The following is a 22,908-nucleotide window of genomic DNA, read 5'->3' as shown; positions in this document are numbered from 1 at the left end:
GGGGTTGATGCCGGCGTGGACGGCGATCTGAGCTGAACTAGCAGGATCCTCCCAGTTTTTGTCCAGGAAGCTATGGCACGGTAGTGGCGAATGTTTATTAAGGTGTCAATATCCCATTGCCACCAGATACGTCATGACTACGAAAGGTATGCGCGGATGTTCTCGCCCCGCCGACTGGCAGCGACCGCCGCAATCCTCGGAGTTCTGGCCGTCGCCGTGCTCGTGCTGCTCGTCCTCACCGATCTGCTCACGCTCGGCGCCGCCGCCGCCTCGGGGGCGTTCGCCGTCACGCTGGCCGGGCTCGCCGTGCTCGTGCTGACCGTACGACGCCTCGACGGCAAGGCCCAGCGCATCGACCTGCGAGCCAAGAAGCACGAGGCCGAACTGGCCAAGACCGCCACCGCGCTCAAGCGCATCGAGGGGCGGCTGGACCGCCTGACCGAGGCCATCGAGCAGTCGGCGACGCGGCGCGAGGAGGACCTCGGCGCGATCCTGGCCTCGCTGGGTGAGGACCGGGTCAACGCCATGACGCGGGCGCGAGAGGTGGAGGAGCTGCGCGAGGAAGTCCGCGCGCTGGCCAAGGACCCGGTATGACGCGGATCAGGCACAACGACTGGGGCACGCTGGATCCGCCGGCCATCGGCGCCTGGCAGCCCGCGCTGACCGTCTCCGTGGTGATCCCCGCCTACAACTGCGCCCCGGCACTCGCCCGGACCGTGGCCGCGCTGGCGGAGCAGACCTATCCGGCCCGATTGGTCGAGGTCGTCGTCGCCGACGACGGCAGCGAGCCGCCCATCGACCTGCCCGGCGTCCGGGTCGTCCGGGTGAACGAGGGCTGGGGGCGCGGCACGGCCAGGGAGACCGGCCGGCTCGCCGCCACCGGCGACGTGATCCACTGGCTCGACGCGGACATGGTCCTGGCTCCGGACCACCTGGAAGCGCACATGCGCTGGCACCACCTCATCGACCACGCCGTCGTGATCGGCGACACCCGGTTCGTGGCGGCGTTGGGCGAGGAGGGCACCCAGACCGAGTACACCCGCGCGACCCTCGAGTCCACCAGGATGCTCAAGGACGCGGGTTCGAGCGCGTACCTGCTGCACACCGGCGCCTCCTCCTCCGTCCGCGCCGACCTGCTGCGCGACGCGGGCGGCGTCGACCGGACCCTGAACATGGCCGAGGACACCGAGCTGGGCTACCGGCTGGCGCAGGCCGGGGCGGTGTTCATCCCCGACGAGCAGGCACGTGCCTGGCATGTCGGGCAGTCCACCGTGATGCGCCGCGAGAAGGACGTACACCGGCACAACTGGTCGTTCCTCGGCGATCTGATCCCCGATCTGCGCTGGCTGCGCGGCCATCCACGACGCCGCTGGCTCGTGCCGTACGTCCAGGTCGTCGTGGCGGCGACCGGCTACGAGGAGACGCGCGCCGGCGTGGACTCCGCGCTCGCGGGCACGATCACCGACACGGCCGTGGCGATCGTCGGCCCCTGGGACAAACTGACGGACGAGCGCCGCGACAGCCTCGACGACCCGCTGCTCGACCTGCGCCTCATCCACAACCTCTACCGGAACGAGCCGCGCGTCACGTTCGTGACGGCCGCCCCAGACTCGGCCGCCCCCGCCCCCTTCCTGCTCACGCTCCCGTCCGGCTGGGTGCTGGGCGCCGACACGCTGTCCCGGCTCGTACGCCTGGCGGAACAGGACACGCTGGGCCTCGTCTGCGCCGCGCTCGCCGAGGCCGAGACCGGCGTCGTGACCGCCAGGCTGGAGCGCACCGCGGCCTTCTCCCGCGCGGCCCTGTTCCACGGGGGGACCGACGACCTGGTGGACGAGATGTTCGGGTCGGTCTGGGTGAGCGGGGCCGAGTACGGCTTCGCCACGGAGGACCAGGCCGAGCCGCTGGCCGGAGACGCCGCCAAGTGGCGGGCGCTGGCCGGCAAGCGGCAGAACGAGGTGAAGGAGCTGCGCGCCGAGATCGACCGGCTGGCGGCCGAGGTGGACCGGCTGTCGGCCGATCCCGCCCCCGACACCGCCGCCACCGGACCGCTGACCTCGCTCATCAGGCACCTGCGGAGCGCCGGATGATCCGCGAGCTGCTGGCCGAGATGCCCAAGGCGCGCATCTTCCTGGCCGGGGTCGAGCACGACGTCACCGCCGTGGACCTGGACCGGGACCTGCTGGAGCCGTCGGCGGACACGGAACGGGTGCACGAGGTGCTCGTGCTCGCCCGTACCCCCGCCGACCTGCGCCGGGCCGCCACGCTGCACAAGCTGCTGCCGGAGGCCCGGCGGGTGGTCGTGGCCGTGCTCGACACACCCGCCTCCCATCCGGCCCCCGTGCCCACCCCGACGCCCGCGCACCGCTGGCGCTCGCTCACGGATCTGCGGGTCTACCAGCCGAAGGACCGGGTCTGGGTGGTGGACGCGCGGTTCTCGGCGCCCACGCCCGCCGGCCGTACGGTGACGGCGACCGCTCGGGCGTTCGCCGGGCACCGGCTCGACGTCATCACGGCGCCCGCGGCGGCGATCGCGGGCGTCGGCGCGGCGGCCTGGCGTCCCGGGGATCCGAACGCGACGCCCGCCGAGGTGACCGGGCCGGTGCCGGAACGGGTCGGCGCCCCGGGCAGCGACGTCGTGCTCCGCACAGTCGACGCTTCCGAAACACGCGGCACTTCACTCGCCGCTTCACTGGCCCCTTCGGGAACACTCGCGGCTTCCGGATCAGCTTCCGGATCCGAGGAGGGCGCGAGCGACACGGCTGTGGTCGGCTGGTCGGGATCGCAGACGCCGATCGAGCGGCCGACCGCACGGTCCGCGAGCTGGGAGCGGCTCGGCCGTCCCGGCGGCGCCGGGCTGTCCCTGGCCGACCCCGACGTGCTCGGTCAGCCGTCCATGATCCCGCCGGTCGACGAGCGGCTGGTGAACCCGCAGGGCTTCGTCACCACCCCGTCCCGCGGCCTGGCCTCCCTGGTGGAGCGCGACGGCCGCTGGTCGGTCGTGCTCGACGGGAAGATGGTGACGGCGTTCGCCGAGTCGGGCGGCGTCACGGACGCCGACGTGGGCAGGCTCAGGCAGCTGCGCGGCGTGGAGATCGACTGGCACCACGCCCACAGCGGCCCTCTCGCCGCCGTCCGCGTGCTCACGGGCCTGGCGGCGGCCGGCGTGCCGCTGATCGCGGACACGGTGCCGCGCTGGGCGGGCGCACTCGGCGACGAGCTCGCCCGGCTGCTGATGTCCGATCCCGACCTCTCCGACGAGCTCCGCCGCGAGGAGCACAGCATCCGGCTCCGCCGCGAGGCGCTGCGCACCCACGGCGTCGCGGCCCGCTGGGAGCAGCTCGGCGCCCCCGCCCCCGCTCCCCCGCTGACCTCGGTACTGCTGGCCACCCGGCGCACCGACATGGTCGGGTTCGCGCTCGACCAGGTCGCCCGGCAGCGCGACGCCCAGCTCGAAGTGATCCTCGCCCTGCACGGCGTGCCCCAGGGCCATCCGGACGTGGCCGCGGCCATCGCCGGCTTCGACGGCCCGCTGACCGTCCTGGAGGCCGACCACCAGGCGGTGTTCGGCCAGGTGCTCAACGACGCGGCGGCGCGGGCCTCGGGCTCGTTCCTGCTGAAGATGGACGACGACGACTGGTACGGCCCCGACTTCCTGGCCGACCTGCTGCTCGCGCACTCCTACTCGGGGGCCCAGGTGGTGGGCACCGTGCCGGAATTCGTCTACCTGTCGTCGATCGACGTCACCGTGCACCGCAAGCAGATCACCGAGCAGATCACCAGCTTCGTCGCGGGTGGCACGATCCTGGTGGAGCGCTCGGCGTTCCAGGCGGTGGGCGGCTTCCGGCCGCTGCGCCGCTCGGTCGACACCCAGTTCCAGGAGGCGCTGCAGGCGGCCGGCGGGCAGATCTACCGTACGCACGGACTCGGCTACATCCTGCGCCGCGGCCCCGCGGCCAACCACACCTGGCAGGAGCCGATCGGCACGTTCCTGCAGCGCAACAGGAACCAGTGGCGTGGCTTCCACCCCAGCCTTCTCATGGAACTACCGTGACTCCTCGTATCCGCGGCAACGACTACGGGGTGCTCACCCCGCCCCTCCTCGGCCAGTGGACACCCGAGCTGACCGTCACCGTCGTCATCCCGGCTCACGATCGCCAGGAGACCCTCGACCTCACCCTGGCCGCGCTGTCGGCGCAGAGCTATCCGGCCGAGCTCATGGACGTCATCGTCGTGGACGATGGCAGCGCGGTGCCGGTGCGCCTGCCCGATCTCGTCCCGGCGCGTACCCGCCTCATCACCAGCCCGCCCGGCGGCTGGGGCCGGGCCTGGGCCGTCCAGACCGGCGTCGACGCCGCCACCGGCGAGATCGTCTTCGTGCTGGACGCCGACATGGTGCCTCATCGCCACCACGTCGAGGCGCAGCTCCGCTGGCACCACCTGGCCCCGTACCTGGTCGTGCTGGGCTGGATCGACTTCACCGCCGGCGACGTGCTGCCCACCCCCGGCGAGGTGCGCCAGGCGCTGGAGGACGGGCACGAGGACAAGCTGTTCCCCCTCTCCCCGCACCGCCACGACTGGGCCGAGAAGATCATTCTCGACCACGACGGCCTGCGTACCGCCCCGAGCTCCCTGGCCACCCGCATCCACGTCGGCGCCACCGTCTCCTACCCCGCCGCGCTGCTGCGCTCGATCGGCGGGCTGGACACCTCCCTGGTGCTGGCGGAGGACACGGAACTCGGCTACCGGCTCACGCAGGCGGGCGCCGTGTACGTACCGGACCCGGACTCGCGCGTGTGGCACATCGGGCTGCCGACGGCCATGCGTGATTTCCTGTCGTTGAAGCGGTACAACGACCCTTACGTGGCGGACCGCGTACCGTACCGGCGCTATCTGCGCACGGACCCGGGCCGGCAGTGGCTCGTCCCGTACGTGGACGCGGTCGTCCCCGCGGCGGGCTACGAGGACGTCCGCGCGACGGTCGACGCCCTGCTGGCCGGCTCGCTGCCGGACGTCGCGATCACCATCACCGGCCCCTGGTCCGCGCTGGGCGACGGCCGCCGCTCCCCGCTCCGCGACCCCGACCTGGACCTCCGCCTCATCCACGCCACCTTCGAACACGACCCCCGGGTACGGCTGTCCGACACCGCGGATCCTTCCGGCGTCGTGTCACCGTTCCGCCTCCTCATGCCACCCGGCTGGGTCGCGGCTCGCGACACCCTTGAACGCCTGGTCGGCCACCTGGAAGAGCACGACGGCGGCGCCCTGTGCGTCGCCCTCGACGAAACCGGCCAGGGCGTCACCGTGGCCAGACTCGAACGCACCGCCGCCCTCTCCCGCGCCGCCCTGGTGGCCCGCCCCGGCGAGCACCTGGACACGGTCCTGGACGAGGTCTTCGGCCTGGAATGGGTGGACGGCGACACCTGGGGCTTCACCCGCCGCCCCCCGATCTACCCACCCCGCCGCCGCCCCCTCCCCGACCTGGACCGCGTCACGGCCCAGTACGAGAAGGAACTCACCCGCCTGCGCAAGCGCACCACCCTCATGCAGGCCGAACTCGCCCAGCTCCGCAGGGAGGCGAGCAAGGGCCGCAGGGACGCGGAACGGTGGCGCGAGAAGGCCGAGTCGTGGCGCCGCGAGGCGGTCCGCCTGTCCCGCGCCCAGGACCGCACGGTACTCAAACGCGCCGTCAAGCGAGTCCGCAACCTGGCCTTTCCCGACAGCTAACCCCCTAACTGCATCGCCTTCGCCAATGGGGGGCGCTTCGCGCCTTCGGAGCTCAGACTGTGTCTATTGGGGCTGCGCCCCAAAGCCCGTCGAGGGGCTGCCGCCCCTCGAGCTCCCCGCCCTCTGGGCCGGAGCGGATGGACAGCGGAGCAACCGAAGTCCGAGGCCTGACAAGCTACGTTGGGGAGCACACGCGAGTTGTCGACGATGAAAGGAGCGGCCATGAGCGTGGTCCTGTTGCCAGGCGACGTCTTGCGCGTTCCCACCGTCGACACACTGCCCAACGGGGCCAAAGTGCACGGCACTCGCGATCTGCAGCCGGGCGATCCGGGCTATGAAGTGTGGCTGCCGTGGGCGGAACCCGAAAGGGCTCAGTGGGGGGAAGACACTGACCACCACGCATCGATGACCAGCGTTGACAACGTTTGAGACTCTTGGGGCGTCTGCTCACCAGGAGGGGTTTTGTGGAAGTTCCGAGCGGCCTGGAGGACCTGCAGCTGGATTTCCTCCCCATCGAGCCCTGCGCGATGAGGAGCGACTGCGCAACCTCAGCCTGCTCCAACAGATCCTCAACTCATACTCAACAACCCCGCCTCTAGTCTCAACCGGAGACACCAGCCACGGGAAGGGGATTGCGAAATGATGCGCATAGTCGGAAAGGCCGCGGCAATGCTCAGCGGGGCCGGCCTGTCGCTCGTCCTGTTAGCCTCCGGCGCACACGCCACCGCTGTTCCGCTGCATCGCGTCAAGGCAAGTTGCACGATGAGTGATGGCCAGAAGGCGGACTTCGAGCTGAGATACCGGACGTCCGGCGGGTACCACCGCGTCTCCGACATCATCTACCGATGGAGCTCCGAGGTGCCGATCCGCCTGAAGACCGCACACCTTCGCCTGATGGTCGAACGACACGGTAAGGACAAGAAAGTCTTCGGGGATATTCTCCATGAGAAGGACGCCTCCAATGGCGCCTCCTACGACATCATCGTCGACGTCAAGGTCCCGACCAAGAGGAAGCTCTATCTCGTCGTCGACTCCACGTTGGTGAAGAAGGGCAAGTCCATGCGCTGCGCGGGGCACACCGCCAGCATTTGAGGTGCTCCCCGGTGTGAACCGGGGTGAGGCGTCTTCCCACAACTTCACGATCGCTGGATACTTACCGCCCAGACCTCGGCGAACTCCAAGAACCGAGCCAGCGTGCTTAGGACCAGGCCATGACCAGCTGGGTATGACGTTTGCGGAAGATGCGGCCCACGGCAGGCGCAGGCGGAGCGGCCTCGGCGGGGTAGAGGGTGAACGTCGGGATCGGGTGGTCTCGCCAGTGGCGATCCCAGGTCAGGACGTGATCGTGAAGTTGCCGGGCGAGTTCAGCGCCGGTGCGACCATAGCCGCAGACGCCGAACTCCCACCGCTCCGGTGCGGCCTCGTCGCGATCAGGCTCTCGGATCGTGAGATAGGCGAAGCTGTCTCGGGTGATGGATTTCGGTTCCCACCTGCCTGCTACTCGTGCCGCCTCCGGCAGCCCTGCCGGAGGCGGCGAGGTCGCATCACGCGACGGCGGTCCCCTCAAGTTCGATCATCAGAGTGGGGATCGCCAGCCGTGTCACCCCGAGCATCGTGGTGGACGGTGCCACCCCGGCGGCGCCCAACCGCGACGCCAGCACGCCGTAGTGCTGGAAAAGCAGATCGACGTCGGTGGTGTAGACGTTGAGCCGGACGAGGTTCGCGAGGGACATGCCGGCCTCGCCGAGCACGGCCTCCAGGTTGTCGAGGGTCAGCGCCAACTGCGCCGCCATGTCACCGTCATGCTGGGGTTTGCCCTCGCCGCTCATCGCGGTCTGCCCGGAGCAGTAGAGGGTCCGGGTGTGCCCGGAGACGATCTCCCCCTGGTTGTACCCCATCTCCACCGACCACGCCCACGGGTTGACCGCCGTTCGCTCCATTGTCATATCAGCTCCATTCGATTCGTCGAGATCATGTGCGTCGAGCAGCTCAGTAGCCGCTCGCGCTTGATGAGCCTCCCAACAAATCACGACATCCTGTGTCGTGTATTTCGCTAAAGTTCTTGTATGCGCGCCGACCGGTTGGTCTCGCTGGTGCTGCTGCTGCGCCAGCACGGTCGGCTGTCCGCGGCCGCGCTGGCCCGCGAGCTGGAGGTATCCACCCGCACCGTGCTGCGCGACATCGAGGCGCTGTCCGCGGCCGGTGTCCCGGTCTACGCCGAACGCGGCCGGCACGGCGGTTTCGCGTTGCTGCCCGGTTTCCGTACCGAGCTCACCGGACTGAACCCCGACGAGGCCCTTGCCCTGCTGGTCGCCGGATCGCGGCGCGGCGCGCAGGCATTCGGCCTCGGCTCGGCGCTCGCTTCGGCGATGCTCAAGGTGGTTGACGCGCTGCCCGAAAGCTATCGGGACACCGCGGCCGGCGCGGCCGAGCGCTTGCTCATCGACCCGGAGACCGACCTGCTCTCGCGTCGACTGGTCGCTGAGGAGGTACCTGACGCCATAGCGGCCGAGGTCCTGCGCGCGGTGTTCGCCGGACACAAGCTGCGGATCCACTACGCGGCCATGGACCAGACCCCGGAGTGGCGCACGGTGGACCCGATCGGCCTGGTGACCATACGCGACCGGGGCTATTTGCTGGCCACGAGGTCTGGCGCGGACCGTACGTACCGGCTGTCCCGGATCTTGGCCGCCGAGGAACTCGCCGAACCCGCGCAGCGACCAGACCGGGTCGACCTGGACCGAGCCTGGCAGGAACGCAGCACCCGGTTTCGGGCCGGCGGCGACCAGGTCACCGTGCTGGTACGGATGAACCCGGCACGGCGGGAGGAGCTGCTGGGCACCGCGCTGGCCGTCCGCGCCGAAGAAGCCGACCCAGACGGGTGGCTGCGGCTGGAGGTGACCTTTCAAGACGCGAGACACGCCGAATGGGCGCTGTGGCAGCTCAGCACGAGCGCGGAAGCCCTGGCCCCGCAGTGGTTGCGCACCTCACTGCGCAACCGCGCCACCGCGATCGCCACCCGCTACGAGGTCTCCTCTTGAGAGAAGTCTCCTCCTGAGAGTTGTCGCCTTCTACGGGCCTGATCACCCGGACAGAGACCGGCGTACGCCTCCGGTTCCGGAAGCGTAGGGGCCTGATCATCCCGCCCGTGCCCGCCGGGGTCGCGCTCAATAGGCTGATCACATGCTTGATGAGGCAACCTTATTCCGGGCCTGTGCGACCGGTCAGGTCCTTCGGGCGCAGGACGGCGAGGAGTTCGTCGTCCAGAGCCGTCTGCTGCGTGAGCTGTGTCGGCGGGGCAGCGCGGACATCGACCCGCGCGGGTTGGCCATCGAGGGGGCGAGGATCGCCGGCGACCTCGACCTGAGCGGCATGCAGGTGCCCTATCCGCTGCGCTTCGTGAACTGCGTGTTCGACCGTCCGCTCGCCCTGGACGGCGCCGAGTTGCACCTGCTGGTGCTGGACGGCTGCACGGTGCCCGGCATTCTCGCCAACGGCCTGCGCGTACGCCGTGACCTGGATCTGTCCAGGTCACGGATCAGCGGCGGCCTGTGGACCTCGGCCAGCACCTCCTGCAGCGCGGCGGTGTGGTTGTGCGAGTCGGAGATCGGCGGCCGCCTGATCTGCTTGGACACCGTCATAGACGCCGACATGCGGGCCGTACAGGCGGACCGGATGCGGGTCGGCGGGACGATCCGGTTGTTGCACGGCTTCGAGGCGCGCGGCGGGATGCGGCTCCTCGGCGTCGAACTGGCGGGCTCGCTCGACCTGACCGGTGCCCGGCTGACCCGGCCTGACCGCGGGCTGGCGTTGGATCTGGGCGACGCCCAGATCGGCGGCAGCGTCTTCCTCATCGACGACCAGACGGGCCGCCGTCCGCTGATCGACGGCCGTCTCACCATGAGCAACGCCAGGGTCGCCGGGAAGTTCCTCATCCGCAATGCCGACTTCGAACCCAGCGAAACGGTCACAGGTGCGGGCTATTCCAGCCAGCGCGACGGCGGGACCGCGATCAGCGCGCCGGGCCTTTTCGTGGGCGGAGATCTCAGCGTCGAAGGCGAGTGCCGGTTCGGCGGCGGCGTGGATCTGTCCATGGGGTCCTTCAGCACCATCCAGATCCGCAAGGGGTGCGAGTTCGCCGTCGGTGGCGGGCGCGCCCTCGACCTGACCAACGCCGAGCTGCGGTCAAGTCTCATCTTCGAAGAGGGCGTGGCGGTCCAGGGCATGCTGAAGCTGACCGGGGCCCATATCAAGGGAGCCCTAACCCTCCGGGGAACCCGGTGGAGCGAGCCAGAGGACGGCTCGCTCATCTCAGCGCAAGGCGTGATCGTCGACAGCGCGGTGGACCTGCGGGACGTGGAGACCACGGGTGGCAGGCTGCTGTTCCGCTCGGCGACGGTCGGCGGCATCGTGGACGCCCACCGCGCCCGGCTGCACAACCCCGAGGGGGAGGCGCTCTCGCTCCAGCGGGTGGTGGTCAGAGGGTCGATACAGCTCACCGGCGGGTTCACCGCCGACGGCCGCGTGTCGCTGAGCCGGTGCGTCGTGGAAGGGCGGCTCGACTGCGCGGACGGCACCTTCACCGACGGGATCGAGGCGGTGTCGGCCACGGTCCGCGGCGGCATGCACCTGCGTTGGAAGGACGTCCCGAAGTCGGTGGACCTGACGGGCGCGGTCACCACCGTGCTCGCCGACGACCCGGCCAGTTGGCCGCGGCGTTCGGCGATCGCCGGATTCGTGTACGACCGGTTCGACGGCCCCTGGGACTGGCGGACGCGTCGCGACTGGCTGCGCGCCATGGTCCCGTTCGACGCGGGACCGTACGAGCAGGCGGCCAGGGTGTTCCGCCAGCACGGCCATCCCGCCGAGGCCGAGCGCCTGCTCATCGAGCAGCGCAAGCGGGCCAGGAAGGAGCAGCCACCAGGTGGCCGCTCACCGGGCCGCCGGCTTCGCGACCTGCGGGATCTTCTGTATGGGGTCACCGTCGGCTACGGCTACCGTCCGGGCCGTACCTTGTGGTTGCTGGGCGCCCTGCTCGCCCTGGTCGGCGTCATGATGCTGACTCCTGCGGTCCAGCAGACGCTGCGCGCCACCGACCCCCGCGGCAACGTGTACGCGGTCGATGGCCGCCTGGTCACCGTGAACGGAACGTCGGCGGCGACGGACGGCACCGCGACACCGGCCCGGCTTGCCGCCCGGCCCGGGCCGTGCGGTGACGGTCAGGTGCGCTGCTTCGACCCGGTGTTCTACACGGTGGACACCGTCATCCCGCTCCTCTCACTGGGCCAGCGCGCCACCTGGTACGCCGAGACGCGCAGCTCAGCGGGCACCCTTACCTCTACGCTTCTGAACCTGGCCAGCATGCTGGGCTGGCTCCTGTCGACGGTCGTCGTCCTGTCCTTCGCCCGGCTGGCCCGACCGGCGTAGCTCCCGCCCCGTAGGCCACCTGGAACGGCCCTTTTCGTGGGCCCAAGCCGCGCCGGTTCTATACCGTCACCCGCTCCACTTCTCCGGGCGCTGATAGATGCGCCCGTCTGGACCCGGAACAGTCTCAGGCAGCAGGGAGGCCTGAAGGTGCTTCTCAGGTATCGCAAACGAGAGCACCTGTCCCAAGAAATCGTGCTTCGGACCAACGCGGCCGGGTGGGCAGGCGATCATCACCGGCCGGGCAGGGGCCAGCCGAAGCGATGCCTCGATTGCGGGGCGAAAGTCGGTGTCAGTCGACATGAGCAGCGACATATCACCGTAAGCGGATGCCGCATCCATGGTCATGGCCACTGCCAGTGCCACGTCTGTCAGCTTTTCCTCGTATGTGTGGAACGTCTGCACAGGATGACACACGCACGTCCATCGAGAACCGCAGTCTCTGCACCGAGCGGTCTTCTTGTACCAACTCGACGAGATCAAGCCACAAGTACGCACGCCCGTACTTGCTCTTCAGCCCGTGATACAGGTTGAAGCCGTCGATGTACGCGACCACATTCACCAGCAGACACCTCCAACATTGGCCAGCCTCGCCGATGGTAACTACGATGGAGGTACACGAAGTTGGTTACGGCCAACTGGGCGGCCCCGCAAGGGGCCGCATTTTTAGGTGATGTCCCGAGTCTCCGGGGTGGCCGATGCCAGTCCCGACCCCGCGCTGCTGGAGATCAGTTGATCAGCGCTCCAGGATCACCAAGGGGATCTCTCGCTCGGCCTTGCTCTGGTAATCGTCATAGAGCGGGAAGACCGATGCCATGATCCGCCACAACGACGACCTCTCGGCACCGGTGACAGTACGGGCTCGGGCGGTGAACACGTCCGCGAGCACCTGCACCGTCACCTCCGGATCGGCGACCAGGTTGAGATACCACGCCGGATGGCTGTCCGACCCGCCATTGGACGCCACCAGCAGGTAACGGTCACCGTCCCGGCCGTAGATCAAGGCCGTGCGGCGCAGTTTGCCGGACTTCCGGCCGCGCGTGCTGAGCAGCAGCGTCGGCCATTCCTGGTACAGATGGCCGTCCCGGCCGTCCGTCTCCACGTATCGGCGGATGTGGTCGGCCACCCAGCCGGTCGGGCTGTCGAGCACTTCTTCGCTGTTGTCTGTCATAGCGGACAGGCTCCTCCCTGAACTGGGGTTTAAGTCAAGCGCCCCGCAACCATCTGGTCGGGCCGGTAGTCCAACCGGGCATGGGAAGCACGTTGCTCGACGGGGATCCGCAGCGGCTCGGCGACTATTGGCTGGCCGCGCGGATCGGGGCGGGCGGGCAGGGCGTCGTCTACGAGGCCTACGATCCGGCGGGGGCCAGGGTCGCGGTCAAGGTGCTTCATGGTGACCCGGCCAACCAGGACGAGCTGCGCGGTCGCATGGCCAAGGAGGCGGTCGCGACGCAGCGGGTGGCCTCGTTCTGTACGGCCAGGGTGCTCGGCGTTCATCTCGAAGGGTCCAGGCCGTACATCGTCAGCGAGTATGTCGAAGGCCCGAGCCTGCGTAAGGCCGGGCGCGTGTTCCGGGGCGACGACCTGCACCGGCTGGCCACGGCGATCGCCACCGCGCTGACCGCCATCCATGACGCGGGCGTCGTACACCGTGATCTCAAACCCGACAACGTGCTGCTCGGCCCCGACGGGCCCCGGGTGATCGACTTCGGGGTGGCCCGCACGCTGGAGATGTCGCTCACCGCCTCGGGAGTGGTGGCGGGCACGCCCAATTACATGGCGCCGGAGGTGTTCTCGGGCCAGCGGGCGGGGACGGCCGCGGACGTGTTCGCGTGGGGCGCGGTCATCCTGTACGCCGCCACCGGCGAGGACCCGTTCACCGCCGAGGCCCTGGGCGCGGTCATGCACCGCGTACTCTCCCACGAACCCGACCTGTCCGCGCTGCCCGACTCGCTGCGCCACCTGGTGCGCGCGGCGCTGGCCAAGGAACCGGCCGGCCGCCCCACCGCGCGCGAACTCCTGCTCAGCCTGGTCAACGGCGACGGCATCCTCGACACCTCGCGGCTGCTCGCCTTGGGCGCCGGCGACGGCCAGCGGGTCGGGATCACCGCCGACGGCGAGCCGGTCGGGGCCGCCGCCGATGACCCCGCGCTCGGCGTCATCGCCGAGGACGCCTACGCCGCGCTCTCTCCGGCCGACAAGGAGCTGGTCCCCGAGCTGTTCCTGCGGCTGGTCACGGTGACGGCCAAGGACGAGCTGGCGCTGCGCGAACTACGCAGGTCCGAGCTCCCCGACGACATCGAGCGGGTGCTGGAGGCGTTCACGTACCTGGTCTCGAAAGGGGATCCGGTACGGCTGCTGCGTCCGGCCCTCCCTCTGGCCTGGCCCCGGCTGCGCACCTGGATCGCCACGAACCGGGACGGTCTGGTCATGCATCGCCAGATCTGGACGGCCGCCGAACGCTGGCAGGAGCACGGACGCCGGGACGCCGACCTGTTCCACGGCAGCTCGCTGGACGACGCGTTGCGCTGGGCCGCGGCCGAGCGCAGGAACATCACTCTCACCCCCAGCGAGCGGGACTTCCTCTCGGCGGCCGCCGCGCTCACCAGGCGACGGTCCCGCAGGACCAGGCTCCTGTCCATCGGCTTGGCCGTACTCCTGGTGCTGGCCCTGGTGGCGGGCGGTCTGGCCGTACGGCAGAGCGTCATGCTCGCCGAGCAGCGCGACTCGGCCGAGTCCGCGCGGCTGGCCGGAGTGGCCGACACCGTGAGAGGCGCGAACCCTGTGCTGGGCATGCTGCTCAGCGCCACGGCCGCGCGCCTGTCCCCCACGGCCGAGGCCCGGTCGAGCCTGTTCGCCTCGGTCGCCGACCAGGGCCGCGCCGCCTTTCGCGACCCGGACACCGGCCCCGACGTGCTACGCGCCCTCAGCTCCGACGGCCGGTCACTGATCAGCGTCAGCTCTGACGAGGTCAAGGTGTGGGACGTGTCGTCCGGCAAACGGACAGGCGGCTTCGCCGGGCTCGGCGCCACCAGCAGGCCCCTGCGCGAGGCCGCGGTCAGCGAGGACGGGCGGCTGCTGGCCGTCGGCGACAGCAAGAGCGTCAGGCTTTGGGACCTGGCCAGCGGCAAGCGCACGGGCCCGCGGGTGCTCGCCTCCGAGATGGGCGACCTGGAGCTCAGCTTCAGCGGCGGCCTCCTCATCATCGACTGGGGGCAGGGGAAGACCGTCTACAACCCGCGTACCGGAAAGACGACCATGCTGCCCGCGTTCGCCAGGGCCGCGATCCACCCGGGCGGCGACTACGCGGTGGCCGGCGGCCGGCGCTGGGCACTCCCGTCAGGCAAGGAACAGCCCGGATTTCCCGGCATCTGCTCCGACTGTCTCCCCTTCTCGGCGTTCAGCCGCGACGGACGGCTACTCGCCGTCGGCGGCAACAACGGCCTCACCGTCTTCGACACCCATTCTCGCAAGGAGATCACCTCGATCTCCGACTGGGAGAGCATGGCGGTGCCGGTGTTCAGCCCGGACGGCAAGGTGCTCGCGGGGATCGGCTCGACGATCAGGCTCTACCGGCTGAACGCCGACGAGCCGCTGATGCTCGAACGCGCCATAGTGGACCCGGTGTCCGCGGTCGCCTTCGGTTCGACCGGGCTGCGCTACCTGAGCGAGGACACGGTCGTCACGCTCCAGCCGTACTTCGCCGGGGAAGAGGCCCTGGACGAGGTACAGTTCAGCGCCGACGGCAAGCTCCTCGCCGCCCACGCGCTGGACTCCACCAAGATCACGCTGAACGGTAGGGACTTCGAGGCAGGGGCATTCCAGAGCTACGACGCCGACCTCTCCTTCAGCCGGGACGGCGGGCGGCTGGCGATCAAACGCAGCGACGACGTCACCGTCTGGGACACCGCCACCCGGCGCGAGCTGGCGAAGATCCCGGCCGCCACCGGTTCGGACGGCGTATTGCTGGCCCCGGCCGGGCTCTGGACGCCCGATGAGAAGACCTTCACGCTCTGGCAGGTCCCCGGCGGCCGGCGCCTCAAGCAGGTGGCCAGGCCACGCCTGCTCGGCTGGACGGTCGCCCCCGACGGACGTCTCATCGGCCTGGACGCGAGCCTGCTGCGCCTGGTCGACCTGGAGTCCGGGCGGGCGTTCGGACCGAGGCTCCTGTTCTCCGGCACGGCGGAGGAGGTCTGGTTCAGCGCCGATCTGAAGCTGGTCGCGGCGAACTTCGCCGGCAAGGTGGGCATCTGGGACACGAGCACGGGCGCGCAGGTCGGCGATTGGCTGCGGGCAGGCCAGGCATCGTGGACCGCCGCGTTCTCCGCCGACGACCGGCTGCTCGCCTTCGCGTCCCAGGAAAAGTCGCTGACCGTCTGGGACGTGCGGCTGGGCCGGCGGATCGGGCCCGAGTTCCAGCTTCCGGACGACGCGCGATCGATCGCCTTCTCCGCCGACTCCGCCGAACTGCTGGCCATGGGCAGGGCGGGCCGTCTGACCCGGCTGCCCATGGCAATGGAACCTCTGATGAAGGCGGTGTGCGCACGGGCCGGACGAGCACTGACCGAGGCCGAATGGACCAGGTACCTGCCCGACCAGCCGTTTAGAAAGGTGTGCTAGAAGTCGAATTCGCCGTTTCGCCAGCCTTTGCCGAAGGCGGCCCAGACTGAGCCGCTGACCACCCACGGCTCCAGGTCGGGACGCTCGGTGTCCCGCATCGCGACCCGCCCACCGCTCAGCGGAGCGACCTCGATGCAGTCTCCACCGTTGTCACCCGAGAACGAGGACTTGCGCCACGCCGCGGTCCTCAGTTCCTCGTTCAGCTCCATGCTGTCACCAATCTCTCTTTGATCACCTTTAGCGATACATGCTGGGGAAGCGCCTCCGCGCGTATCGCCTCGTATTTAACAGTCAGAGCGGCGACTTCGTCCGGTGCGTCCCGCACCTGACCTTGACCAGCCGACTCCAGATAGGCGGCGTCCGGCATTCCGTCGGCTTGGGCCAGCACGAACCCACCGAGAAGGCCGGTGGTGGAAAGAGCGGAGTAGGGAAGCACGTGTATCGTGATGCGCGCGCTTTCGGCCAATGTGATGAGATGTTCGAATTGATGACGAGTCACAGCCTCGCCTCCAATCGGACGATACAGGATTCCCTCATCCAGAACAGCCCAAAACATCGGCGGGTTCGAGCGGGCAAAGATGGCTTGCCGCTCCATTCGCGCCGCCAGAGCCTCCTCCACCAGCTCCTTTGTCGTGCCCGGCTTACCGGTGAAAATCGCACGAGCGTAGTCGGCGGTTTGTAGCAGCCCCGGGACGATGAGCGGTTGCCAGGTCCGCAAGGCCGTGGCGCCCTGCTCGATCTCCAGCCACGGCCGGAACCATTTGGGGCTTCGCTCCCGGCTTATGCTCGGCCAGCGGGCGAGAAGTTCGCCGGACAGGCCCAGCGCCTCTTCGCAACGCTCCGTGAAGTCCTTGCTCGGGTTTCTGGCGGCCCGCTCGACGCTACCGACGAGGCTCGGACTGAAACCGACCCTGTTCGCGAGTTGATCGATGGTCAGCCCTTTGTCGATACGGAATTTCCGCAGCTCGTATCCGAACCAAGCCAGCGGCCCAGCGTCCGGGTCCCATTCACTAACGCTCACCAAGCACCTCCGCCGTTCTGTCGCCACGAAACCACACAGGACGACACACACAACATGTGCCCAATCTGTGCGGTGATTGTCCCGCCGATCCCTCACTTAACGTAGCCGTTCGCTGGCACCGTGAGAGGTGACTTTCGAGAGACATCCGCGTGAATTGAGGCTCGCTCATACGCCAGAAAAGCGATCTTGTGTGCGGGCGACAAACGTAGCAACAGGACAAACTCGGGGATTTCATGCTCATACGAACAGAGGCGGTAACGCTCATCGGAGCGACCAGGCTACGCCGTGGCGACAAGGCTCCGAAGCAGGCCCGGGCGGCCATGACGTGGTGGCTCACGACCGGCCATGCCGTGCTGCTTGACGCGCAACAGGTCGTCAGCGAGCTGGTCACGAACGCCTGCACTCACGTGGAGGGCGGCGTACACCGCGAATGGGTCATGGTAATCGCCAGTCGCGGCCCTGGCTTCCTTCGCATCGAGGTCACCGATCCGGGCGCGTTCGCGTCCGAACCGCACGTTCCCCAATGCCCTTCTCCAGAGATCGAGTCAGGGCGAGGCATTCACATTGTGCGGGAACTGTCCGACGGAAATTGGGGGACGTTCGTCAATTCAGCGGGCCACCGGGTGGTGTGGGCCGACCTGAGGTGCTAGTCCCGTGAGGGGAGGCCGGGCCGACATTCGGACCGTGGGTGGATGGCGGCGGCGGCGCGTTCTTGAACACTGGGCCAGGCCAAATCCCCGAAGGAAGGTCTGTCCGTGTTCGAACGGCTCTCCGATCGCGCCGCGTCGATCGTTTTCATCGTCCTGGCGCTCACGATCTCGCTGGGCACCGCCAACATCGCCGATGGGCTCGTGCTCGCCTTATCACCCTTGCTCGTCGTGCTGGCGATGCTGCTCGTCGTCACGCGAGAGGGGGCGCGACGTGCGCGGCGACGGTATAGACGACGATCGCCTGCGCGACGTTGGCCGGCAACGGGATCGGCACCACCGCCAGCTGAACGGCGAAGGCCGCGGCCGAGCAGGCGAGGACCGCGGTCGGAAAGCGCCGCCGTACGGCGAGAGGGAGGATGGCCGCGGTGCCGATGAGAAAGGCGGGCAGCGAGGAAAGTCCGCTGTTTCAAGGATCCCTCGACCTTCCGTGACCATTCAGCCGAAACGGAGTCCCAGGATAGAGCGGACGATCCTCTCCAATTGCTCGGCGAACGACGCGGCGGCTATGGGGGCTAGTACCTGACGCAGTCCTGCGTGGCCAGAACCAGGCTCATGTCGGCCACCTTGTTGTGCGACACATAGAACATGTAGAACGCCTTCTTGTTGCCCGGCACGGTGGCGGTCGGATACCCACCCGGGCCACGCCGCAGACCGGGGTAGGCGGCCTTCAGTTGCGCGTTGCTGGAGCCAAGTCCGATGCCCTGCGGTGTCTTCAAGCCAGGCGGCGCGACGATCATGGAGACACCGCGCTTCTTGGAGACGTACACCCCCACCCGGTACTCGCCGTACGGGTTCTCCTTGAGGTCCCAGCCCGTGCATCTGGCGGAGTCGCCGACCGCTTTGTGGACGATCCGCCCGGTCGCCCTGGCCTTGGAGGCGGTCATGCCGAGCTTCAGGTTGCCGTACCCGTACGGCCCCAGTGTCGCCTTCCGCGCGGCGAGCGCCGGGGACGCGACGCCAGCGGTCACGACGCCTCCCGCCAGCGCCACCACCAGCATGGAACGGCCGATCCGCCGGGCGATCGTCTGCTTCACCAGGTTCCTCCTCGATCTTTGACTTGATCACCTTAGTGAGAGTTCGGATCGCTTGTTGACTATTTGCCGGATTACGAACAGGCGCACCGCCGCCGCCGTGGGGCTGGTCTCGGCCCATTGAGCGGCATCGGGCCCGTGACCGGTGAACGGCCACGGGCTGCCGATCAGTTCACCAGCACGATCTTTCCGCGGGCGTGGCGGCTTTCGCTCAGTTCGTGCGCGGCCGCGGCCTCGGCGAGCGGGAACGCCGCCGCGACCGGCACCCGCAGCCGACCCTCGGCGGCGAGCGTGACCGCGATCGTGAGGCCATGCACCGCCTGCGGGTCGGCGGGGGCTCCCACGGCCGTACCCGTCTCCTCGGCCGGCGCTCCGTGCGACATGTGTACGCCGTGGGCCGCCGCGGTGAAGTCGGCGATCGTCACCACACGCGCCGTGTCACCGGCGATGGCGATGAGGTCTGGCAGCGCGCCTCCGGCGCAGTCGAACACCGCGTCCACCCCGGCCGGCGCCAGCGCGCGGACCCGTGCGACGAGCCCCGGCCCGTACGTCGTCGGCTCCGCGCCGAGAGAACGCAGGAAGTCGTGGTTGTGCTCGCTCGCCGTACCGATGACGGTGGCGCCGCGGGCGACCGCGAGCTGGACGGCGACAGTGCCCACCGCACCGGCCGCGCCCTGTACGAGCACGGTGTGCCCGGCACCGACCGCGAGCCGGTCGAGGACCCGGGTGGCCGTCTCGACGCTGCCCGCGGCGCCGCCCGCTTCCTCCCAGCTCCACGCGGCCGGTTTGGGCGCCCAGGCGGCCAGGACCGCGAAGTCGGCATTGACGCCGCGCGCGAGCGTGTCGGCCATGCCGAACACCTCGTCGCCGACGCTCACGCCCGTGACGCCGTCGCCGACCTCGTCGACCACGCCCGCGGCGTCGAAACCGGTCCGATACGGGAACGTCGTCGGCACCATGTCACGCAGCGCCCCGGAGCGGATGTACGTCTCCCCGGGCGAGACACCGGAGGCCCGTACGGCGATGCGGATCTCGTCCGGTCCTGCGTGCGGCGCCGCCACCTCGGCGACGTGCACAACACTGGGCGGGCCGTACTCAGTGAATTGGATTGCTCTCATGCGCCGAACGTAACGGAGCACCCTCTCCGTTTAGCTAAAGTGAGAGCGATGACGGCCCAAGTGATAACGAAGCTCCGCTCGGACGCCCGCGACAACCGCGAGCGCATCCTCGCGGTCGCTCGCGCGGCCTTCGCCGCCGAGGGCCTCGACGTGCCGATGCGGGAGATCGCCCGGCGCGCCGAGGTCGGTGTCGCGACCGTCTACCGGCACTTCCAGACCAAGGAAGCGCTGATGGCCGAGGCCTTCGCCGAGCAGATGGCTTCTTGCTCGGCGATCGTGGAGGAGGGCATGGCGGCGGGCGACCCGTGGCGCGGCTTCAGCCTGGTGATCGAGAGGCTCATGGAGGTACACGCCCTCGACCGGGGCTTCGCCCGCGCATTCACCTCGCAACTCCCCCAATCGGCCGACTTCGCCGCGGAGCACGCTCGCACGCTGCGTCGACTGCTCGAACTGGTACGGCGCGCGAAGGAAGCAGGCCCTTTGCGGAAGGATTTCGTGCTGGAGGACATCAGCCTGGCGCTGATGGCGAACGACGGCATCCGCGCCGAGTCACCCGAGATGAGAGTGGCGGCGTCGCGCCGCTTCGCGGCCCTGATGATCCAGTCGTTCCAGGCCAACCCGGCCCCGACGCCACTTCCACCGCCCGTCCGGCTGCCCCTCTCCAGGCACTAGAGGCACGGCTACCTGCTTATTCGAATGAGATAACCGTGTTCTAACAGGACTGGAAGGACACCCAGCGCGCCGGGTCAGGATTCCTTATCGGTAGCGGGCAGTTGGCCGGCGACGTGTTCACGGAGCTGTTTGAGGATGGTCAGCAGGGCGCCCCGGTCGGCTTCGCTGAGGATGGCGAAGGTGCGTTCGGCGTGCGTGTCGTGCAGGGCCTTGATCTCGCCGAGGTGTTCGCGGCCCTTGGTGGTGATCTCCAGACGGATGGACCTGCGGTCGGCCGGATCGGTGCGCCGTCGCAGCAGGCCCTCATCTTCCAGGCCGTCCACCAGGGACGTGATCGATCGGCCCGTGACGCCGAGTCGGTCCTTGAGGTCGCCCATCCGCGGCGAGCCCGCTTCGTCGACGGCGAGCATCAGCAGAACCCGGGACGTGGACCAGCCGCGTTGCTGGTAGGGCTGCCCGGCGAACCGCCGCAGCGCATGTGTGGTGCGCATCAGCGCCTCGGCCAGCTCGGCGCCCGATGGTGGCTGTTCGCGCCCGGGAGGTTCCGACGTTTTCTCGGTTGACACACCCCCAGGATACGTTCAATCCTGATAGTGACAATTGACATTATCCGGGATGTAACTGTCTCAGGGAGAGTGGATGGATTCGGCTAGGACGAGCGCAAGCCCGCCCACTACCTCGCCGTCGGCGAAGGTGGGTCCGTGGCAGAGCCGTAACTACAGGTTGCAGATAGTGGGCGCGGTCATATCCGTGTTAGGTACGTCCGCCGCTCCGGTAGCGATGGCGTTCGCCATCCTCGACGCGGGAGGTTCGGGCACCGCGGTCGGCCTGGTGTCGGCGTCGGGCACGCTGCCGGCCGTGCTGTTCTTCGTGATCGGGGGCGTCGTGGCCGACCGGCTGCCACGGCACCTGGTGATCGTCGGCGCGAACCTGGTCAGCGCGGTGGCTCAATCACTGTTCGCGCTGGTGGTGTTCACGCATTCGGTCCAGGTATGGCAGCTGATGCTCTTCGCCGGCGTCAACGGGCTCGCCATCGCGTTCCGCATGCCCGCCACCGAAGGGCTGCTGATGCGCAGCGTGGATCGAGCGTACGCGAACAAGGCGTTCGCCATCTTCCGGACCAGCCTCAACTGCGCTCAGGTCGCCGGTGCCGCGCTTGGCGGCGTGCTGGTCGCCGCCTTCGGTCCGGGCTGGGTGCTCGCGCTCGACGCGGCCACATTTCTCATCGTCGGAGTACTGGCCGCGACGATGCGGGTCGAAGGGCGGCTGCGTAAACGTGTCGGCCTGGTCATCGAGCTGCGAGAAGGCTGGAGCGAGTTCGTCGGCCGACGCTGGCTGTGGAGCGTGGTGGCGCAGTCCGCGGTGGTCAACGCGCTCGGCGTCGGCGCGTTCGCGGTGCTCGGCGCGCTGGCTTCCGGCCGTCAGCTCGGCGGGGCACGTGACTGGGGGTTCATTCTCTCGTGCGACGCGATCGGAATGATCCTTGGCGGCCTGCTGATGGTGCGGTTGCGGCCGCGGCGGTTGCTGGTCACCGGTACTTCCGCTGCCGCGCTGCTCGTGCTGCCGCTGGCGGCGTTCGCGGCCGGGGCGCCACTGCCGGTGATCTGCGCGGCGTCGTTGTTCGCCGGGGTGGGGGTGGAGATCTTCAGCGTCAACTGGATGACCACGATCAGACAAGAGGTGCCGCACGAGAAGTTCTCGCGGGTCGCGGCCTACGAGGCGCTGGGTTCCTTCGGCATCACCCCATTGGGGGCAGCACTCGCCGGTCCCGCCGCAGACCGATTCGGTCTTGACCGTACGCTGTGGGCCGCGACCGGCGCGATCCTGGCCGCCACAGCGGTAGTTCTTGCCGTTCCAGACGTACGAAGAATGCGACGCGCACCAGAAGACGACACTGCCGGGGGCGGTGGGCCTAGGTGACCCCCGCGCCCGCGGTCAGTGCCTTCAGCTCGTCGAATGATTCTCGGATGAGTTGCGGGAAGTCTGGCTGGCCGGTGGCGAGCCAGCGTACGAACGCGATCTTGAAGACCGCGATCCCCGCCTCGGCGACCAGGCTCGCGGCCGTGTCCGCGACCCCGCGCAGTCGCAAGGCGTCGGCGAGCGCCGAGGCGAACGACTCGAGTTTGATCAGCTCACGCTCTCGAAGCTCCGCGTTCGCGGCGATGATGGCCTGGCGCTGCCGGGCGTGTTCGCGGCGCTCCTGAAGCTGGGCGGCGGCGGCCTCAAAGGCGGCGGCGACCGCGTCGATCGGCGCTGTGGAATCAGGGGCATCGGCGACGGAGCTCACGAGGAGCTCTTGCAGCGCGCCCCCGCCCCAGAACAGCACCTCACGCTTGTCGGCGAAGTGCCGGAAGAACGTTCGCTCCGTGAGCCCCGCCCGGTTGGCGATCTCGGCCACCGTGGTCTGTTCGTACCCGCGTTCGCCGTAGAGCTCCATTGCCGCTTGCACCAGCCGGCCGCGCGCGTTCGGCTCCCATCGCCCCATGCCCCGATCGTACCGTGATGACAGCGACTGACATTGCTTGCTACTGTGATGACAGCAACTGACATCAGTCGGCCGCTCGGCCGACTTTTCCGGAGGTTTTCTC

At 69.0% G+C, this 22,908-nt stretch carries 21 protein-coding genes; 12 read left to right on the top strand and 9 right to left on the bottom strand.

What is annotated here, in order from left to right:
* The first annotated feature begins 156 nt into the window (after positions 1-156).
* The 6 genes from ACGFJ2_RS09655 to ACGFJ2_RS09630 all read left to right on the top strand — a co-directional run bounded on the left by ACGFJ2_RS09655 (position 157) and on the right by ACGFJ2_RS09630 (position 6,816).
* Positions 157-594, top strand: a complete 438-nt coding sequence (locus ACGFJ2_RS09655) for a hypothetical protein (protein ID WP_357942626.1) — start codon at positions 157-159, stop codon at positions 592-594.
* Positions 591-2,087, top strand: coding sequence for a glycosyltransferase (locus ACGFJ2_RS09650; RefSeq protein WP_358197212.1), 1,497 nt, complete (start codon positions 591-593; stop codon positions 2,085-2,087). Before ACGFJ2_RS09655 ends, ACGFJ2_RS09650 begins: the two co-directional genes overlap by 4 nt.
* Positions 2,084-4,051 (top strand): glycosyltransferase, encoded by a 1,968-nt coding sequence (locus ACGFJ2_RS09645; RefSeq protein WP_393466573.1) that lies wholly within the window; start codon positions 2,084-2,086, stop codon positions 4,049-4,051. Before ACGFJ2_RS09650 ends, ACGFJ2_RS09645 begins: the two co-directional genes overlap by 4 nt.
* Complete coding sequence (locus ACGFJ2_RS09640; RefSeq protein ID WP_393466570.1) at positions 4,048-5,724, top strand: glycosyltransferase; 1,677 nt, start codon at positions 4,048-4,050, stop codon at positions 5,722-5,724. The genes ACGFJ2_RS09645 and ACGFJ2_RS09640 overlap by 4 nt, the downstream gene beginning before the upstream one ends.
* Positions 5,725-5,946: 222 nt before the next feature.
* Positions 5,947-6,153, top strand: a complete 207-nt coding sequence (locus ACGFJ2_RS09635; protein ID WP_393466567.1) for a hypothetical protein — start codon at positions 5,947-5,949, stop codon at positions 6,151-6,153.
* Between the two features lie 210 nt (positions 6,154-6,363).
* Positions 6,364-6,816, top strand: coding sequence for a hypothetical protein (locus ACGFJ2_RS09630; protein ID WP_393466564.1), 453 nt, complete (start codon positions 6,364-6,366; stop codon positions 6,814-6,816).
* 452 nt (positions 6,817-7,268) lie between these two features.
* On the opposite strand, the gene ACGFJ2_RS09625 is transcribed toward ACGFJ2_RS09630, so the two are convergent.
* Positions 7,269-7,664 (bottom strand): RidA family protein, encoded by a 396-nt coding sequence (locus ACGFJ2_RS09625; protein ID WP_357943104.1) that lies wholly within the window; start codon positions 7,662-7,664, stop codon positions 7,269-7,271.
* Positions 7,665-7,790: 126 nt separating this feature from the next.
* On the opposite strand from ACGFJ2_RS09625, the gene ACGFJ2_RS09620 reads away from it, so the two are divergent.
* Both ACGFJ2_RS09620 and ACGFJ2_RS09615 read left to right on the top strand, forming a co-directional pair.
* Positions 7,791-8,765 carry a WYL domain-containing protein gene (locus ACGFJ2_RS09620; RefSeq protein WP_357942607.1) on the top strand — a complete coding sequence of 325 codons (975 nt, stop codon included), beginning with the start codon at positions 7,791-7,793 and terminating at the stop codon, positions 8,763-8,765.
* 142 nt (positions 8,766-8,907) lie between these two features.
* Positions 8,908-11,151 carry a hypothetical protein gene (locus tag ACGFJ2_RS09615; protein ID WP_393466561.1) on the top strand — a complete coding sequence of 748 codons (2,244 nt, stop codon included), beginning with the start codon at positions 8,908-8,910 and terminating at the stop codon, positions 11,149-11,151.
* 66 nt (positions 11,152-11,217) lie between these two features.
* On the opposite strand, the gene ACGFJ2_RS09610 is transcribed toward ACGFJ2_RS09615, so the two are convergent.
* Complete coding sequence (locus tag ACGFJ2_RS09610; protein WP_393466558.1) at positions 11,218-11,514, bottom strand: hypothetical protein; 297 nt, start codon at positions 11,512-11,514, stop codon at positions 11,218-11,220.
* 370 nt (positions 11,515-11,884) lie between these two features.
* A complete protein-coding gene (locus ACGFJ2_RS09605; protein ID WP_393466555.1) occupies positions 11,885-12,319 on the bottom strand; it encodes a nitroreductase family deazaflavin-dependent oxidoreductase in 435 nt (144 codons plus the stop codon).
* 80 nt (positions 12,320-12,399) lie between these two features.
* On the opposite strand from ACGFJ2_RS09605, the gene ACGFJ2_RS09600 reads away from it, so the two are divergent.
* Complete coding sequence (locus tag ACGFJ2_RS09600) at positions 12,400-15,768, top strand: WD40 repeat domain-containing serine/threonine protein kinase (protein ID WP_393466552.1); 3,369 nt, start codon at positions 12,400-12,402, stop codon at positions 15,766-15,768.
* Here ACGFJ2_RS09600 and ACGFJ2_RS09595 read toward each other — a convergent pair.
* Entirely contained in the window at positions 15,765-15,977 is a 213-nt protein-coding gene (locus tag ACGFJ2_RS09595) for a DUF397 domain-containing protein (RefSeq protein ID WP_393466549.1), read from the bottom strand. The genes ACGFJ2_RS09600 and ACGFJ2_RS09595 overlap by 4 nt on opposite strands.
* A complete protein-coding gene (locus tag ACGFJ2_RS09590; RefSeq protein ID WP_393466546.1) occupies positions 15,968-16,789 on the bottom strand; it encodes a helix-turn-helix domain-containing protein in 822 nt (273 codons plus the stop codon). Before ACGFJ2_RS09590 ends, ACGFJ2_RS09595 begins: the two co-directional genes overlap by 10 nt.
* Positions 16,790-17,022: 233 nt before the next feature.
* Here ACGFJ2_RS09590 and ACGFJ2_RS09585 point away from each other — a divergent pair, with 233 nt between their 5' ends.
* Positions 17,023-17,439: an ATP-binding protein gene (locus tag ACGFJ2_RS09585; RefSeq protein WP_393466543.1), complete on the top strand. Its 417-nt coding sequence runs from the start codon at positions 17,023-17,025 to the stop codon at positions 17,437-17,439.
* A gap of 572 nt (positions 17,440-18,011) precedes the next feature.
* On the opposite strand, the gene ACGFJ2_RS09580 is transcribed toward ACGFJ2_RS09585, so the two are convergent.
* Entirely contained in the window at positions 18,012-18,533 is a 522-nt protein-coding gene (locus ACGFJ2_RS09580) for a hypothetical protein (protein ID WP_358177991.1), read from the bottom strand.
* 164 nt (positions 18,534-18,697) lie between these two features.
* Positions 18,698-19,648: an NADP-dependent oxidoreductase gene (locus ACGFJ2_RS09575; RefSeq protein WP_393466540.1), complete on the bottom strand. Its 951-nt coding sequence runs from the start codon at positions 19,646-19,648 to the stop codon at positions 18,698-18,700.
* 48 nt (positions 19,649-19,696) lie between these two features.
* Here ACGFJ2_RS09575 and ACGFJ2_RS09570 point away from each other — a divergent pair, with 48 nt between their 5' ends.
* A complete protein-coding gene (locus ACGFJ2_RS09570; RefSeq protein ID WP_393466538.1) occupies positions 19,697-20,320 on the top strand; it encodes a TetR/AcrR family transcriptional regulator in 624 nt (207 codons plus the stop codon).
* 74 nt (positions 20,321-20,394) lie between these two features.
* Here ACGFJ2_RS09570 and ACGFJ2_RS09565 read toward each other — a convergent pair whose 3' ends face one another.
* Positions 20,395-20,886: a MarR family winged helix-turn-helix transcriptional regulator gene (locus ACGFJ2_RS09565; RefSeq protein ID WP_393466535.1), complete on the bottom strand. Its 492-nt coding sequence runs from the start codon at positions 20,884-20,886 to the stop codon at positions 20,395-20,397.
* 73 nt (positions 20,887-20,959) lie between these two features.
* Between ACGFJ2_RS09565 and ACGFJ2_RS09560 the strand changes: the two genes are divergently transcribed.
* On the top strand, positions 20,960-22,240 hold the full coding sequence (locus ACGFJ2_RS09560; protein ID WP_393466532.1) for an MFS transporter: 1,281 nt from the start codon (positions 20,960-20,962) through the stop codon (positions 22,238-22,240).
* On the opposite strand, the gene ACGFJ2_RS09555 is transcribed toward ACGFJ2_RS09560, so the two are convergent.
* Complete coding sequence (locus ACGFJ2_RS09555) at positions 22,233-22,805, bottom strand: TetR/AcrR family transcriptional regulator (RefSeq protein ID WP_393466529.1); 573 nt, start codon at positions 22,803-22,805, stop codon at positions 22,233-22,235. The genes ACGFJ2_RS09560 and ACGFJ2_RS09555 overlap by 8 nt on opposite strands.
* Between the last annotated feature and the right edge of the window lie 103 nt (positions 22,806-22,908).

Source organism: Nonomuraea sp. NPDC049028 (assembly GCF_043197735.1).
GTDB lineage: Bacteria > Actinomycetota > Actinomycetes > Streptosporangiales > Streptosporangiaceae > Nonomuraea.
The sequence above is the reverse complement of the archived record's forward strand: the minus strand, read 5'-3'. Positions and strand labels throughout refer to the sequence as shown.